The following is a 16762-nucleotide window of genomic DNA, read 5'->3' on the forward strand; positions in this document are numbered from 1 at the left end:
CTCACTTAGGTTCATTGTGCCCCACATCCGTTACATTTGGTATTCAAGTTTTCTCTACCATCTTACAAGAGAAAGAGGAAAAACCGGAATCGATGGGGCGATAATGTGACCCATCGCTGGCGCGAACGCCAGCCATTTTTGGCCATCTTTACTCCGTCAGGTGTACCCTAAAAACTTACCTGAGACAGCATTCTAAATCCTGAGTTCACCCTTACCTTCATTCAACCCATGGCTAAACAACTGCGACTTTTCCAAAGCGAACAAATTATTCCCACCGCCTTACATACCGAGATGGAGAGGTCTTATCTGGAATATGCCATGAGCGTCATTGTTGGCCGTGCCCTCCCAGATGTTCGAGATGGGTTAAAGCCAGTGCATCGGCGTATTTTATATGCGATGCATGAATTGGGGTTAACCCCCGATCGCCCCTATCGTAAATGTGCAAGAGTGGTGGGGGATGTGTTGGGTAAATATCATCCCCATGGGGATCAGGCGGTCTATGATGCTCTGGTGCGGATGGTGCAAGATTTTTCCTGTCGCTATCCCCTACTCGCGGGCCATGGTAATTTTGGCTCGGTGGATAACGATCCCCCCGCAGCCATGCGCTACACGGAAACGCGCCTCTCTCCCATTAGCCATGAGAGTTTGTTAGCCGAAATTAGCGAGTCTACGGTCAATTTTACTCCCAACTTCGACAACTCTCAAGCGGAACCGGTGGTGCTACCAGCCCAATTGCCGATTTTACTGCTCAATGGCTGTTCCGGGATTGCGGTGGGGATGGCGACGAATATTCCGCCCCATAATTTGGGGGAAGTGGTGGATGGGTTGATTGCTTTAATTGATAATCCAGAGCTGTCCGATGAGAAGTTAATGAAGAAAATTCCCGCACCGGATTTTCCCACGGGTGGGGTGATTGTGGATCGAGAAGGGATCAGGAGTGCTTATCTGAATGGTAAGGGGAGTATTCCCATGCGCGGGGTGGCTACGATTGAGAAAATTCAACCGGGAAAACGTAAGCGCATCCGCGATTGTATTATCGTGACGGAGTTACCCTATCAGGTGAATAAGGCGGGGTGGATTGAGAAAGTAGCCGATTTGGTCAATCATGGCAAGTTAGACGGCATTTCGGATATTCGGGATGAGAGCGATCGCTCTGGAATGCGGGTGGTATTGGAGCTGAAAATGGATGCCCAACCGAGTGAAGTTTTAGCCCATCTCTATCATCAAACCCCGTTGCAAACCAATTTTGGGGCGATTTTTTTGGCGCTGGTGAATGGAAGTCCCCAGCAGTTGAGTTTGCGCCAAGTGCTGCAAGAGTTCCTCAATTTTCGGGAACAGACCCTAACACGCCAATATAACCATGAGTTGGAACAGACGCGCAAACGTTGCCATATTCTGGAAGGGTTATTATTGGCTTTGGAAAATTTGGATCGGGCGATCTCTATTCTCAGAAATGCTGCTGACGGCACAACGGCTAAAGCGCAATTGCAAAAAGCGCTCAAGTTACAACCGGCTCAAGCGGATGCTTTGTTAGCCATGCCCATGCGTCGGTTAACGGGGTTAGAGCGCCAAAATTTACAGACTGAGTTTGACCAACTCACTCAACGAATTCAAGAATTGGAGCAATTGCTCAATGAGCGATCGGAATTGCTCAAATCTTTGAAAAAAGAACTGCGTAGCCTCAAGCGTCGCTATGATAACCCCCGACGTACACGCATTCAAATGGCTAATGATAGGGACTCTGAGACTCCCAAGCGTAGTCAGTCAGGGGAGTCTGGAGGATCGTCGAGGCGATCGAAACGTACCCAGAAGGGGAAATCTTCTGTCCGTCAGCAAGAGAATATCCAGGAGTTATCTTTATCTCTGGAGATGAGTTATCTGGAGATTACTTATGGGGGATATGTGCGCCGCGTCCCTGAGCTGAGTGCGGATGCAGGGGAGGGGATGGCTTCGGCTCTAAGTTGTTATCGAGCGGGAGCGGATGCGGATTTGTTGCTGTTGACGGTGGATGGCAAAGGTTATAGCGTAAAAGTGGGTCAAGTGCCCACCAGTAGTAATTCCCAGGGTATTCCCCTAAACAGTTTAGTGCCCCATAGTGGCACGGGCCAACCGCCGGATGTGGTGGCTCAGTTTGTGTTAACGGAGTATGGTGAGGATCAAGATTTGGTGTTGGTGACGGAGGAGGGACGGATTAAGCGACTGCCTTTGGTGGAGTTTGCCAATTTGCGAGCCAGTGGGTTAACGGCGCTGAAGTTGAAGGAGGGCGATCGCCTCAAGTATGTGTATTTAGCGGGGCCGAGGTCACAATTATTGTTAGGAACATCGGGAGGCCGGATCTTACGCCTAGATATGAATTCGGAACAAGTGCCGGTTTTAGGCCGCACTGCCCAGGGTTATCAAGCCCTGAGATTGCGAAAACAGGAGCAGTTAGTCGGTTGTGTGGTGGCTCGTCCCCAGGATCGGATTCTGTTGGTGTCCGAGATGGGATTCGGAAAACGGGTTCCTGTGGAGGTCATTCGCCAAGGAAATCGCGGCGATATTGGCACGCAGGCGCTGCAATTTAGCCAACGTAGCGATAATGCTACCCATCGCTCGCGCGATCGTATGGTGGGTATGGTGTTAGCCCCTGCGGGGGGACAAGTACAAGCAGTTAGCAGCAGTCAACGGTTTTGGCGGTTAGAGGTGGATCGAGTGGAAGAGATGGGTAAGGATGGAACCGGTGATCGGTTGTTTAAGTTACAGTCTCAGGAAACCTTGAAGGATCTTTATCTCTTGGAGAGACCGCGATCGAAGTAGGTCTTCTCTTGAAAGTAACAAGCCATCATTAGGAAACTGTGTGGGTAAACTAATCTTATGTTGTTCGATTTGTCGTTGCGCCAGGGAGAGATCTACAAGTTGCTCACTCGACTTGGTAGGAAGAAAGCAGGACTTTAGTGGAGTTACTTACAGCCCTAATCTATGGGTTTGAGTTGTCATTGCGATCCTAGGGAAGCGATCGCTAAGATTAGCGAGATTGCTTCATTCTACTCCGCGACCTTCGCAATGACAGTAAATCTATAGTGGTTCCCAAAATTGGCTATAATAGACACAACTTAGATGATTCGATGGTTTAATATATGAAAATAATTAACAAAAATCAATTAACAAGTGACTTGTCCAATGTGTTGCGACGGGTTGAGGTAGAAGGGGAAGAAGTTTTAGTCACCGATGGCGATCAACCGATTATTACCATTTCTCCCTATAAGAAATCCATCCCAACTTCAGAGTTATTCAAAAATATGCGCGGGAAAGTTAAATATTTTGAAGACCTAACCAACCCAACAACTGAAGAATGGCAGGAAATATAAAAATTGTTCTGGATACTTGTGCTTTGATTTGGTGGAGTTTAGATCCTGCTCACCTTTCTCCCAAAGCCAAACAAGCAATCGATCGCATGGAACAGGATAAAAATGGACTGATTTCATCCATATCAATTTGGGAAATCGCTATCAAAATTAAAAATAATAAATTAGACTTGGGTGTGGATATTGATGAGTATATTGCCACGTTGAAAAAGTCTGATGTTATTCGTTTCGTCCCGATAGATGAAGAAATTTGGCTAGACAGTGTGCGATTATCATGGGATCATCGAGATCCAGCAGATAGAGTCATTGTTGCCATGGCTCAAGCAAATCAAGCTCCTATTATTACCGCAGATCGAAAAATAGCTGATTTCTATTCGCCAGTTGTTTGGTAAGAATATCACGGTCTTTAGTCATATTTTCTTTTCTGTCACTTTCGGAAAAGCTTTAGCTTTTCATAATCGTAGAGTATAGATAAGGCAGGTGATAGCGTAGATGAAATTGTAATGGAAAAATCAGTTAAATTAAGGTAAATTTTTAATTCTTGATTGTGTGAGATAACGTGGCAACAGTAGTTTTAGAAAATGTTTATAAGCACTTTGATCGGGCTGTTTCATCAGCTCCATCTGAGATTGAGGGTAAAAATGCTCAGAACCAGAAGGCTCCGGTTTTGCGGAATGTTAATTTGACGGTGGAGGATGGGGAGTTTTTGGTGCTGGTGGGGCCGTCGGGGTGCGGGAAGAGTACCCTGTTGCGGATTATTTCGGGTTTGGAGAGTTTGACGGGGGGACAGGTTTGGATTGGCGATCGCCAAGTCAATACCTTACCGCCAAAAGCTCGCAATACGGCCATGGTGTTCCAAAATTATGCCCTGTATCCCCATATGACGGTTTATGAGAATATCGCCTTTGGCTTGAGACGGGGGAATTCAGCCCCCTCGATGAAAGAGTGGATCAAGCGCGGGGGAGTGGCATGGACGCGATCGCTCCCTCCTGGTTTGCGCTATCTTTCCCCAGAAGAGCGTCAAATTCAAGCGCAGGTGCAACAGGTGACGCGATTATTGGAAATTGAGACCCTGTTGGAGCGTCTACCGAAGCAGTTATCTGGGGGACAGAAGCAACGGGTGGCTCTGGGACGGGCGATCGCCCGAAATCCCCAAGTTTTCCTCATGGATGAGCCATTATCCAATCTAGATGCCCAATTACGAACCCAAACGCGATCGCAGATTGTACAACTCCAACGTCAAGTCGGAGTAACCACCATTTATGTCACCCACGATCAGGTCGAAGCAATGACCATGGGCGATCGCATCGCCGTCATGAATCAAGGAGAATTGCAACAAGTAGCCCCCCCCTTAGACCTCTACCATCGCCCCGCCAATCAATTTGTCGCCCAATTTATCGGTTCTCCACCGATGAATTTTATCCCCGTCGAGCTGTCTGCCCCCCTGTTATTACGCCATCCCCAATTTCGCTTTACCCTACCAGAAGCCTGGCAATATCCCTTACAGAAATTTGGGGAATCTGCCCTCATCTTAGGCATTCGCCCGGAACATCTTCAAGAGAGCGCCCCCGCACCTAAAAATTTACCCATTCAGGTCACTGCGGTGGAACAACTCGGCCATGAAACCCTAGTTTCGGGACGACTCTCAGGAGAGTCTACAAAGCTTAATCTCAGATTGGCGGGGCCGCGCTCCATTCAGAGCGGCGAAACCCTCTGGTTTTCCATGGTTCCTAACCAGATTCATCTGTTTTCGGCTCAAACTGGATTAGCAGTTTTCCCAATTGAGGAGCAAAACCATAAGAAGTTCTGAACCGTAATCAAAACTACAGCCAAGTCTCTCTCATTTTGTTAATATTTATTTACACTGACAAATTGAGTATGAGGGTTTCAATCCATGGAAGATCGGGAAACTTTACCGAACCGTAACGCTTGGAAGGTCGGATTCACCCCCCAAGCAGAAATCTGGAATGGTCGTTTAGCGATGGTCGGCTTTGTGGTTGCTCTAGGGATTCAATTCGCTTCTAGTGATGGATTTCTCGGTCTTTTTGGACTATAGGGCTAGGGGGAGGCAAAAGGCAAAAGGCAAGAGGGAAAGCCAAGTTGTCCTTTTTAGGGTGGCTACATAGCCAACAGACGGCAGGTTAATACTTGCCGTCTATCAGGGTTAATTAAGGCCAAAATCTAGCCGATATATTCCCGTAAAATGCTATTCCGGTTGGGGTGGCGCAGTTTACGCAGGGCTTTTGCCTCGATTTGCCGTATCCGCTCCCGCGTAACATTAAAGATTTGCCCAATTTCCTCTAGGGTTTTCATGCGTCCATCATCTAAGCCATAGCGCAGACGCAAAACATCCCGTTCGCGAGGACTGAGGGTTCCGAGGACTCCTTCTAAATCTTCCCGCAGCAAACTCTTAGAAACATCGTCTTCTGGAGTTTCGCCATCAGATTCAATGAAGTCTCCTAAACGAGAGTCTTCTTCTTTACCAATGGGCGTTTCTAGGGAGATGGGCAGTTGGGCAGATTTGGCGATGAACCGCAGTTTTTCGATGGTCATTTCCATGCGTTCTGCGATTTCTTCCTCGGTGGGTTTGCGTCCCATTTCTTGGGAGAGCAGTTTAGTGGTCTTTTTAATCCGAGAAATGGTTTCGTACAGATGAACCGGAAGGCGAATGGTACGAGATTGATCGGCGATCGCCCGCGTAATCGCTTGACGAATCCACCAAGTCGCATAAGTTGAGAACTTATAGCCTTTCTCATGATCGAATTTTTCGGCGGCTCGAATTAAGCCTAAGCTCCCTTCCTGAATCAAATCCTGGAAGGATAGGCCCCGATTCATATATTTTTTGGCGATCGAAACCACCAGACGCAAGTTGGACTGTACCATTTTGTCCTTAGCCCGTCGTCCCAAATGCAGACGATAGCGAAACTGGGGTAAAGGCATTCCCACCGATTCAGCCCATTCTGCATCACTTGGCTCTCGTTCTAGCCCTTCTTCTAAATCGTCTCTGAGACGCTCTAATTCTAATAAATCAGCAATTTTACGAGCCAGTTCGATTTCTTCGTCAGCCCTTAACAGTCGAATACGACCAATTTCTTGTAAATACAGACGAATAGAGTCTTCTGTATAATGCTTCTTCTTGACTTGGGTCTTCCGACGGATCGCACGAACTTTGCCAGACTTACCGTCGTCCTCGTCCGGAGTTGTGCCTAGATAATCTTCTTCTAGCTCTTCCTCCTCTATTGCGTACAGTGCCTCTTCAAGTTCGGGGGGTTCGAGGGTTGGGAGTAGGTTTTTAGCCTGGGTCATGCCGCGTTCCTCATGCTCCTTTAAATATCTTAAGAAATCAAGTTGAGAAATTGTCTTGGTGAGTATTTCTTCACCATTCTCTACCAACAAACCTTTCAAGTTTAACAATACTTGAGAGATCTGTGGGCCAGATTTTAGAAAATTCGAGGGTTCTCTCTAGTTTCTCTGCTCCAGTAAGTCTGGGGGGAGAGACCCTAAACTCTTCTGAGAGGGTTCGTTGACCCCTACTCTAGAAAGGCTCCCCCGATCCGGCTACACCAGTACACTCAAAAATCAAGACACTCTTGGTCTTTGGCTAAATTAGCCATCTGGGTACTGGAGTTTTACCAGGGAGTTAAATACAAGGGGAGTAAAAGTTAGGGTTGGCTTTGTCGTACTACAAAAACACGAAAATGTAGTGGTTTTTGTAGATGGACGTTACTAGGGTAGAACCTTACGGTTAACCAGCAATTGAATTGCCCTAGGGATCTCAATTGCCGCCTATTTTCTGTTAAGTTAACTCACTTTTGGCCAAAATGGGGGGGGCAATTAGGTTAAGTTAATTGACAAATTTAACGTTTTAGCGGCAAGCTCTGGTTTTCTGGAGTCTAAGATGGGGGCAAGGCATCGGGCCAGTCGCGCTCTTTCAGGGGACTGGGTAGATCGAGAACTTGCCCATCAATGAGAACTGATTTTACAATGGGGTCTCGTAAGCTTACCCACAAACTGCAATCCTGGTCTGTGATACTAATAACGACTAGGGTTCCATTTTGAGTCAGTTTACAGCCAAACTGATAGAGTTGGGCCCGAAATTGGGGCGCGAGGGTGTATAACCGACAAAACATTTCCTGTTGGTAGTTCATTCCCTCTTGAATCTGGTCATTCAACCAGAATTTAAAGGTAAAAAGGGTGCTTTCTTTGACGACCAGAGGTAACACAATAGTTTGGCTGTAAAATCAACAAGCTAAAAGTAAGGCTCCAAGATTAGGATACAGACGTTGTGTCCTAATCTTGAGAATGGGTAAGATTAAACACAAACTTGGGTTTGAGAGCGGACATGCTCTACGAAATTAGAGAGGATTTGCAATCCGGCACGGTCTGATTTTTCGGGGTGGAATTGAACAGCCATGAGGTTGTTTTGGGCGATCGCCGCAGTTACGCTTTGAGTTCCATGGGTTACCGTGGCCCCGCAGACCCCTTTATCCTGGGGATCGACATAGTAGGAGTGGACAAAATACATCCAAGAAGCAGTTGATAGGTGCTTCCATAAAGGGATATCCGGTTGGGTGAAGTGGAGGTGATTCCATCCCATGTGAGGAATGGTGATTCCCGGTTCCCAGTGGAAACGACGGACTGCTCCAGGGAGAATCCCCAGACCCGGTTGTTGTCCTTCTTCACTATAGTCAAAGAGAATTTGTAACCCTAAACAAATCCCCAGAAAGGGCTTACCACTGGCGATCGCCTCCTTAATCGGATCTTCTAGGTGGCGCGATCGAATATGCTCCACGGCTGGATCGAAGGCCCCTACCCCTGGCAAAACCACAGCATCTGCTTGCTGAATTTCTGCGGCCAGGTCGGTTATTTTTGGGGTTGCACCGGCTTTTTCGAGTCCCTTACAAACCGAGTGCAAGTTACCCATATCGTAATCGATGACGGCGATAACTGACATGGTGTTTTATCCTTAACTCAATTGGCGAATATGCCCTTATTGTAGGTGTATTGTCGGTGATTATTAATGTAAATTAATGTAACAATTTCCGAGAACTTGCATAAAAATGGCTGATTTCAAGTGAGAACCCTATAGGGGAAATCTTTCTCCTGTGGTAATGGTGCTGAAACTTATGACTCCTCAATTTTTACTGGTTTTTCCCAATATGTTTGGCTTCAAAGGAGGAATCCAGGTCTATTCTGCCTTCCTCCTCCAGGCTTTACAACAGCTCTATCCTGAATGTCAATATCATGTCTTACTCAAATATGACCGAAAGATTCCCCCATCCCATGATTTTCTCCCTCAAACACGATTTTGGGGTTTTGGCCGCTTTCCTCGTTGGATGCAAAGTCTGCTTTTAGCACTCATTTTACTACAACTCAGTCTTCAAAAGCGTCCCCAGTTAATGATTTGTACTCATGTTAACTATAGTGTGGTCTTCCATTGGATTAAGCGATGGTTGGGGATTCCCTATTGGGTCGTTGCTCATGGAACTGAGGTTTGGGACATTGCGGAAATTGGGCTACAGAGGGCACTTTGTCATGCCGATCGCGTAGTCGCTGTCAGTCAGTATACGCGATCGCGGCTACTGTTAGAACAGAAGTTAAAACCAGCGCAAGTGGTTGTCTTACCCAATACTTTCGATCATCGACGGTTTGAGATTAAACCCAAACCCAAGTATTTACTCGAACGCTATGGACTCTCTCCAGAACAACCGGTCATTTTAACCGTGAGTCGTCTCGGACGTTCCGCCCGATATAAAGGGTATGGCATCCTTTTGGATGCTCTGGTTTTACTGCGCCCAAAAATTCCCAATCTTCATTATGTATTAGTCGGGAAAGGGGACGATCGCCCGTGGATTGAAGCGAAAATTGAGACTCTAAATCTGAGTTCATCCGTTACCCTCACGGGCTTAATTCCTGATGAAGAACTCTGCGACCATTATAATCTGTGCGATGTTTTTGCTCTTCCCAGTAAAGGAGAAGGCTTTGGTATTGTCTATTTAGAGGCCATGGCTTGCGGAAAACCCGTATTGGGGGGAAATCAGGATGGGGCGATCGATCCCTTAGCGGGAGGAGAATGGGGCAGTTTAGTCGATCCTGAAGATGTGGAGGCGATCGCCCATACCCTTTACAAAATTTTACAAAAAAAATACCCCAACCCTCGATTCTATGAACCTGAATCCCTCCGAAATTATGTGATACAAACCTACAGTACCGATCGATTTGTTCATCAACTCAATCGCTTACTTTCTCAACAAGCTCTTCCCCGTCTATGAAGCCTTCTTCAGGTCACCTCAATCAAGCCTTATTGCTACTACTGCTTGGATCATCCCTCCTATCACGGCTGAAAGTTCCTGATGTGGGCATTGGTATTCATTTTATCCTCATGGGATCGGTGGGACTCGTGGCAATTATCCACAATTGGCCAGCCCTAATCCGGGAATTTCGCTGTCATCGTCAGTTATGGATATTACTAGGCTTGTTTTATAGTTGGGTCTGGATTTCCGCCCTTTTGAGTGATTGGAGAGCGATCGCCCTTTACTATAGCTTAAAATACTCAATCTATGCGATCGTTTTATGTGCTTTCGTGGCTCTGCTGAGGGCAATACCCCAGACTTCAACCGCCGATAAAATAGCGTTGTCTATTCTGACTTTGATCGGGATGGGAGGATTTCTAGAACAAGCCTTTCCCCACAATGAGCTAATCAATTTCTTCAGCTACCCCGATCATTATCCCCGTATCCACTCCATTATCCAAGGCCCCAATCCCTTTGGCGTACTGATGGCCATCAGTAGTATCATCACCTTACTATGGAATCGCGATCGCTCCTATCTTCCTCGCCAATATTGGGTGTATCCCTTCATTATCCTCATTGCCCTATCCGGAAGTCGTAACGGTTGGCTCGTCTTTGCGATCGGCTTAGTTTTAGTCAGGATCAATAACTATATCTCCTTTCGATTAGCAACCAACCTTTTCCTGTTTCTAATCGTTTGTTTACTCCTCATTCAACCCTCCTCCGAGCGCATTATTCCCCAACTCTGGGCCAATCTCAATACACCACAAGCGGCGATCGCCCAGACTTCCTCCATCAACTTAGCCACCTTTCACCCCCCAGCAGTCCCCCACACCTCCGTAGATGATCGATTCATTTTATGGAAACAAGCCACCAAAACCGCATTAGAATACCCAGTTTCTGGAGTAGGAATTGGCGTATTTCAGGAAGTCTTTTGTCATCAAATCTATGGTCACTCTCGCTTTAATACCCACAACCTCTTCTTGGGGATCTGGGTTGAACTGGGCATCATTGGTGTTTTATTCTTTGTATTGACTTTAGGCGTAGTCTGGAAAATAGCAGTTAAAGACCATCAAACCCTGCTTCACTTTATTCCCTCCATTCTCTTCTTATCCTCCCAAATGGTTGATTACTTTATCTATGAATATGCAGTAACCACCATAGCTATTTACTGGTTCGTACGTCCCCTCATTCAGTCTCGCCCCCGAATGGTATCCGATGTAATTCATAAATGATAAACTACTATATAATTAGACACCGATCTTACCCATCATTTATGCTTAATGAACCCTCTTGGATATACCTCGCTGCTCCCTTATTTACACAAGCCGAGCAAGAATTTAATGCTAAATTAGCGCAACAATTACAATCTGCTGGCCACACTGTTTTTTTACCCCAAGAAGAAGCAAAAAACCTGACTAAAACTGAAGATATATTTAAGCGCTGTTTATATGGACTCGATCGCGCCCATCTCGTCTTAGCAATATTAGATGGTTCAGACGCAGATTCTGGCACTTGTTTTGAAGTTGGATATGCTTACGCTAAGAAACTACCCGTGATCGGCTTACGAACAGATTTTCGGGGAACGGGAGATGACTGGGGATTGAATTTAATGCTACTTCAAAGCTGCAACCATTTACTCCTAGCTAAACAGAACCTACCCAAAACAATTCCCTCTAACATTACAATGATTGCTCCGGGAGAAGATTACTTTCCCATTTTGCAGAAGATCCTAGAATAATCCCCTATATATCATAAGATTGGGCATCCACATTTTCTAGTTCAAAAGCCTTGGCATCTTCTTCAAGTAAGAGGGAAGGATTTTGAAGTAAAAATGGTAATCCAGCACCTTGTAATCCCCGTTTAATCCGTTCGGGAGTTTCTGGAAAGAGAATAAAGATGGGCAAAATTTTCTCAGAACCTTCACTAATAATATGGGAATAATTCAGAGGCATCACCCACTGATAATCCCCATCTAACCAAACTTGAGTTTGTCGCCATCGTCCCAATAGATCGGAAAAATCTTCACCGGGACGGTGAATAAAAACAAAAATCTCTACTCCTGTCTTAATTTTCCACTCTGGATCGCACATAAGCAAACCCAGATCGCAAGGGAGCTGGATTAATCCAACCGGAGGCTGATGAGTTCCTTCAGAGATAATTTCCCTCGGTTTCAAATCCACAATAGGCAAGGGGATAGAAATCAAACTATCTTCCGGTCGTCGGAGACTGGGCAGAAATTCCACATAGGGGCGATATTGACGCAACAGGGCGATCGCCGACTTCAGATTACTGTATTCTGCTAATAGGGCTTCATAATGGGATTTTTTAATCGTCATCGTCTTAATTTATCGTCTATCTCACCATAAACGGAGAATCCATCCATCATCGGATTGACTTCTCCGTCATCATTTCAGAGCTTACATCGTTTCAAACACCTTAAACATCGGTAGGTACATCGCCAGCAAAATCGAACCCACCATACCCCCGATGACCACAATCATCACCGGTTCAAGCATACTGGTTAACCCTTTTACCGCTTGTTCCACTTCATCTTCATAGAAGTCAGCCACCTTCATCAGCATTTGGTCAATTTGTCCCGTTTCTTCCCCAATACTAATCATCGAAATCGCCAGGGCAGGAAACACCTTATACCGGTCAAGAGCTGCACTAATCATCCCCCCCCCTTGAATTTCTTGGCGGGAAGCTTCCACCGCATCAGCAATCGTCTGATTTCCCGATGTATCCCGGACAATTTCCAAAGAGGTTAGAATCGGAACCCCTGCACGGGATAGCGTACCGAACGTGCGGCAAAACCGAGCCGTCGCCGTTTTCTTAATCAAATCCCCAAACAAAGGCAATTTCAGGAACTGTTTATCCATGATTTTCTTACCTTGAGGGGTTTTGTACCAGTTATCATAGGCAACTTTTAGAACAATCAAGATGACAAGCAACGTCACTGACTTTTTCGCATCGACCAAAAAACCACTAATCACCAACATCATTTGAGTAAACGCAGGCAACTCGACTCCAATATCTTCAAAGATGCCAGCAAATGTCGGAATCAGAAACACCGTTAAGGCAATAAAAATAATCACAGCCAAACTCCCCACAGTAGTGGGATAAGACATAGCTGACTTCATCTGGTTTTGCAGCCTAGCCGAATCTTCCAGCAACTTCGCTAGACGGTTGAGGACATCATCGAGTACCCCCCCAACTTCCCCGGCTGAAACCATCGCCACATACAGGTCATCATAACAATCGGGGTGTTTACCCATAGACTCAGATAAACTTGACCCCTCTTGCACTTCTGCCGAAATTGCTTTGAGTGCCCTTTTCAGTTTAGGGTTTTCACATTGTTCAGTTAAAACCCCTAGACAGCGCACCATTCCCACCCCAGCATTGACCATCGCCGCAAACTGGCGAGAAAAGATGGCTTTATCTTTTACGGTGACACTAGCAGTCGCCGCCGCAAAGTTTTCATTTAACTCGTCGAAGTCAATGTTGGCAAAGTCAAATAGGGGTGCTTTTTTGACTTCGCCGACCTCTAACCCTCGACTGAGCAACTCAGAACGAGCTGCGCCAAGGGAGTCCGCTTTAACGGTTTCTCGCTTGGCATTTCCCATGGAATCTCGAACATCAGCAACAAAGTTAGGCATAGCTCATTTACTTCATCAAATTATTGGGGTGGGTGAATCAGTTACATTTAGAGTTTTTGTTTGGCAGGTTGAACGAGGCGCATCAGCTCATCGACTTTATTGCATTTGCCGATCGCATCTTCATAGGAAACTTTGCCATCATTAACCAATTTCGCCAGCGCCATTTCCATCGTTTGCATTCCCAGTTTCCCACCGGTTTGAATCGCCGAGTAAATTTGAGTCGTTTTTCCTTCCCGAATCAAGTTAGCAATAGCTGGCGTATTCACCATAATCTCCTGAGCTGCACAGCGTCCTCCACCCATTTTAGCCACCAAATTTTGGGAACAAACCCCCACCATCGAACTCGACATTTGCGCCCGAATTTGGGGCTGTTGAATGGGAGGGAACACATCCAATAACCGGTCAATCGTACCCGCCGCATTATTGGTGTGCATGGTTCCAAAGACCAAGTGACCCGTTTCCGCCGCCGATACCGCTAGACTAATGGTTTCCAAGTCCCGCATTTCCCCCACCAGAATGATATCTGGATCTTCCCGCAACGCCGCTTTCAAGGCATTAGAAAAGCTCTTCGTATCTTCTCCCCGTTGCCGTTGGTGAAACAAACTTTTAATATTAGGGAACACATACTCAATCGGGTCTTCTACCGTCAGAATATGTTCAGCACGGGTGCGGTTAATCAAATCCAAAATCGCCGCCATAGTCGTAGTTTTACCCGATCCAGTTTGTCCGGTTACTAACACCATTCCCCGTGGACGCTCGGACATTTCCCGCATAATTTCTGGAACGCCCAACTTCTCAAAATTAGGAATTTTAGAAGCCAATGCCCGCAGACAAGCCGCATAACAGCCCCGTTCCCGATACACATTCACCCGGAAGCGAGAGAGTCCTTTCACCCCATAGGCACAGTCCAATTCCCAGTTTTGTTCTAAATCTTTACGCTGGTTATTGTTGAGCATCCCAAAGATCAGGCGCTGACAGTCTTGAGGATCGAGCATTTCCCCAAACTGAGGCTGGGGAGTTAATTTACCACTGAGACGAAAATAGATCGGCGCACCGGCTTGAATGTGCATATCCGATCCTCCTTGTTCAACCAAGGATTCCATTACATCTTCGATCATGTAGTCCATAAGGATTCCTCCTACAATCAGTTACACAACAGTTAATCCATTTAAACCCCATACATCTAGATCGAAAAAGGGGATATTAATCACTAAATCTAGGGGTCATACAATAGGGACAATCTATCCATTCTTGCTGAAGTCCGGCTCCACAGACACGACAGGTCAGCCCTACTTTTCGTTTGGCTTTGAGTTCTGCCTCTAAACCGCTATCGGTAAAGGTTACCCGCTCTACTTCTTCTAGGGTAGTCGATCCTTCCCGCACCAAGTTTAAGCTATAGGCTAACAGGGTAACCATGCCTTCTTCAACGGCTGCTTCTTTAATCCGTTCCGTGGGTGCGCCTTGGTTAATCAGAACTTGTAGATTTTCAGTGACCCGCAGCAGTTCATAGACCCCACAGCGTCCTTTATACCCCACGCCATTACATTTAGTACACAGTTCTCCTTGTTCTTTTAAGGCTGCCCGTTCATCGGGGGCAATGGTGTTGGCTTTATAGAGGGTTAAATTTCCTTCTTTGGCCGCAGATAAACCAAAACGAGAGAGTTCCTCTGGGGTGGGGGTATAGGGGGTGCGACATTCACTACAGACTCGTCGCATCAGCCGTTGGGCGACTACTCCTAGGAGTGCCCCGGAGACCATGAAGGGTTCTACACCCATTTCATCTAGGCGGGCGATCGCCCCCGATGCATCATTGGTATGCAAGGTTGTCAATACCAAGTGTCCGGTTAAGGCAGCTTCAATCGCCGTTTTTGCCGTTTCCTTATCCCGCGTTTCTCCCACCAGAATCACATCCGGGTCTTGCCGCAAAAACGCCCGCAGAATGGCGGAAAAGTCCATGCCTTTTGCCCGCACCACCTGCACCTGGTTAATTCCCGGAAGGGCATATTCAATTGGGTCTTCAGCCGTGGAAATATTAATTCCTGGATCGTTGCGTTCAGCCAAAATCGAATACAAGGTCGTCGATTTACCCGACCCCGTAGGCCCCGTCACCAGAATCAGTCCAAAGGGTCGAGAAGCCATTTCTCGAACCATTTCCAAGGTTTCTGGATCGGTAATCAGTTTATCCAAGCCCAACTGGGTTGAGGCATTATCCAAAATCCGCAGGACAATTTTTTCACCATAACGAGCGGGCAGAGTATTCACCCGGAAGTCTACTTTCCGACCTTGGAAGACCCGGCGAATCCGACCATCTTGAGGTTTGCGTCGTTCCGCAATATCGAGATCCGCGATAATCTTAAATCGGGAGGTAATGGCTGGAATAATCTTTTTCGGGAAAGGAGGGAAGGGCTGTTGCAAGACCCCATCTTTGCGAAACCGAACCCGCAAGTTTTCCTCTTGGGGTTCCACATGAATATCAGAGACTCCTTCCGATAAAGCTTTCGCGAGAATCTGGTTAACCGCCTTAATCACGGGGGCACTTTCGGCATCTCCCAGGGCTTTATTCAGGTCAGCATCGGAGACTTCATCATCCTCACCTTCTTCGAGATCGACTTCCCCAAATTGGCTAATATCAATTTCTAGTTGTTTAGAATCAACCTTTTTCGGATCGGGTGATTTTTTAACCTGTTCATCCAGATATTTAGAGATGATCGCCTGAAAATCTTCCGTGGTGATCACCATCCGGTTCATGGTTAGCCCCTGGGGACGCAAGACCCGATTGAGATCATCCTGAGCCGCTAAGTTATCGGGGTCTACCAAGGCCACCAATACGGCGGGAGGATTGGCGTTATTTTTAGACAGGGGAACCAATTGATAGCGCCGACACAGATCCAAAGGGATCAATGTATCAATCAGTTCACTGACTTGATTCGTATCGATTTCATTAATTTCCGGATCGAGGGAATCGACACCGTATAGAATTTTGAGTTCAAAAAGTTGCTGCTTTTTGTACTGGCGAATCAGATCTGGGGAAAGTTGCTTACCGGTGAGTTGCTCCAGCACTTCAGTGAGCGATCGCTTACTTTTCCGGCTTTCCACCAGAGCCTTTTCCATATCATCTCGCTCAATAAACCCAGACTGAACCAGTTTATTGCCAAAGGGAGAGAGATTATTGGCAACAGCAATCAAGGCTTTAGACTGCTGTCGGCGTTGCATGGGCGATTTTGTCATAAGGGGTGAAGATCTCCTCTAATATGAATTAATTTAGATATCCTCGGAAGAAACTAACTCTGAGTTTAAGAGTAGCCTAGAGGGCGCTTGCAGCTAATCCTTATTAGGGTCGAGAGAGATGTTACCATCTCCCCCTCCCGTTCAAAACCGGACATGAGACTTTCACCTCATCCGGCTACTAGCAAAATCAGTCATTGTCATTGATACGGTTCAGACTTCCATCACTGGCAGTCTTTTTGTC

At 46.5% G+C, this 16762-nt stretch carries 15 protein-coding genes; 8 read left to right on the plus strand and 7 right to left on the minus strand.

What is annotated here, in order from left to right:
* The first annotated feature begins 228 nt into the window (after positions 1–228).
* The 5 genes from PJF56_RS17345 (at position 229) to PJF56_RS17365 (ending at position 5400) form a co-directional block, all read left to right on the plus strand.
* Positions 229–2796 carry a DNA gyrase/topoisomerase IV subunit A gene (locus tag PJF56_RS17345; RefSeq protein WP_283763955.1) on the plus strand — a complete coding sequence of 856 codons (2568 nt, stop codon included), beginning with the start codon at positions 229–231 and terminating at the stop codon, positions 2794–2796.
* Between the two features lie 320 nt (positions 2797–3116).
* The gene (locus PJF56_RS17350; protein ID WP_283763956.1) at positions 3117–3347 is read left to right on the plus strand and encodes a hypothetical protein; all 231 of its coding nucleotides are present in this window, start codon (positions 3117–3119) and stop codon (positions 3345–3347) included.
* On the plus strand, positions 3332–3736 hold the full coding sequence (locus tag PJF56_RS17355; RefSeq protein ID WP_283763957.1) for a type II toxin-antitoxin system VapC family toxin: 405 nt from the start codon (positions 3332–3334) through the stop codon (positions 3734–3736). The genes PJF56_RS17350 and PJF56_RS17355 overlap by 16 nt, the downstream gene beginning before the upstream one ends.
* 167 nt (positions 3737–3903) lie before the next feature.
* Positions 3904–5154 (plus strand): ABC transporter ATP-binding protein, encoded by a 1251-nt coding sequence (locus PJF56_RS17360; RefSeq protein WP_283763958.1) that lies wholly within the window; start codon positions 3904–3906, stop codon positions 5152–5154.
* A gap of 84 nt (positions 5155–5238) precedes the next feature.
* A complete protein-coding gene (locus PJF56_RS17365) occupies positions 5239–5400 on the plus strand; it encodes a chlorophyll a/b-binding protein (protein ID WP_283763959.1) in 162 nt (53 codons plus the stop codon).
* A 125-nt stretch (positions 5401–5525) separates the two neighbouring features.
* Here the strand turns inward: PJF56_RS17365 and rpoD are convergent, their stop codons facing one another.
* From rpoD to hisH, 3 genes are all read right to left on the minus strand, one after another.
* Entirely contained in the window at positions 5526–6650 is a 1125-nt protein-coding gene (rpoD, locus tag PJF56_RS17370) for an RNA polymerase sigma factor RpoD (RefSeq protein WP_283763960.1), read from the minus strand.
* Positions 6651–7237: 587 nt separating this feature from the next.
* Positions 7238–7567, minus strand: a complete 330-nt coding sequence (locus tag PJF56_RS17375) for a hypothetical protein (protein ID WP_283763961.1) — start codon at positions 7565–7567, stop codon at positions 7238–7240.
* A gap of 89 nt (positions 7568–7656) precedes the next feature.
* Entirely contained in the window at positions 7657–8298 is a 642-nt protein-coding gene (gene hisH / locus PJF56_RS17380) for an imidazole glycerol phosphate synthase subunit HisH (RefSeq protein ID WP_283763962.1), read from the minus strand.
* Positions 8299–8470: 172 nt separating this feature from the next.
* Here hisH and PJF56_RS17385 point away from each other — a divergent pair, with 172 nt between their 5' ends.
* Genes PJF56_RS17385 through PJF56_RS17395 form a run of 3 tightly spaced genes read left to right on the plus strand, consistent with a single transcriptional unit; the run spans position 8471 to position 11375 of the window.
* A complete protein-coding gene (locus tag PJF56_RS17385) occupies positions 8471–9616 on the plus strand; it encodes a glycosyltransferase (RefSeq protein ID WP_283763963.1) in 1146 nt (381 codons plus the stop codon).
* Positions 9613–10869, plus strand: a complete 1257-nt coding sequence (locus PJF56_RS17390; protein ID WP_283763964.1) for an O-antigen ligase family protein — start codon at positions 9613–9615, stop codon at positions 10867–10869. The genes PJF56_RS17385 and PJF56_RS17390 overlap by 4 nt, the downstream gene beginning before the upstream one ends.
* Before the next feature lie 41 nt (positions 10870–10910).
* Positions 10911–11375 carry a nucleoside 2-deoxyribosyltransferase gene (locus PJF56_RS17395; protein WP_283763965.1) on the plus strand — a complete coding sequence of 155 codons (465 nt, stop codon included), beginning with the start codon at positions 10911–10913 and terminating at the stop codon, positions 11373–11375.
* Positions 11376–11379: 4 nt separating this feature from the next.
* On the opposite strand, the gene PJF56_RS17400 is transcribed toward PJF56_RS17395, so the two are convergent.
* The 4 genes from PJF56_RS17400 to PJF56_RS17415 all read right to left on the minus strand — a co-directional run bounded on the left by PJF56_RS17400 (position 11380) and on the right by PJF56_RS17415 (position 16521).
* Positions 11380–11973 carry a hypothetical protein gene (locus tag PJF56_RS17400; protein ID WP_283763966.1) on the minus strand — a complete coding sequence of 198 codons (594 nt, stop codon included), beginning with the start codon at positions 11971–11973 and terminating at the stop codon, positions 11380–11382.
* A gap of 81 nt (positions 11974–12054) precedes the next feature.
* A complete protein-coding gene (locus PJF56_RS17405; RefSeq protein WP_283763967.1) occupies positions 12055–13293 on the minus strand; it encodes a type II secretion system F family protein in 1239 nt (412 codons plus the stop codon).
* A 47-nt stretch (positions 13294–13340) separates the two neighbouring features.
* On the minus strand, positions 13341–14420 hold the full coding sequence (locus PJF56_RS17410) for a type IV pilus twitching motility protein PilT (protein WP_283763968.1): 1080 nt from the start codon (positions 14418–14420) through the stop codon (positions 13341–13343).
* A gap of 76 nt (positions 14421–14496) precedes the next feature.
* Positions 14497–16521, minus strand: coding sequence for a GspE/PulE family protein (locus tag PJF56_RS17415; RefSeq protein WP_283763969.1), 2025 nt, complete (start codon positions 16519–16521; stop codon positions 14497–14499).
* Positions 16522–16762 lie beyond the last annotated feature (241 nt).

Source organism: Roseofilum halophilum BLCC-M91, assembly GCF_030068445.1.
In the GTDB taxonomy this organism is placed as follows: domain Bacteria; phylum Cyanobacteriota; class Cyanobacteriia; order Cyanobacteriales; family Desertifilaceae; genus Roseofilum; species Roseofilum halophilum.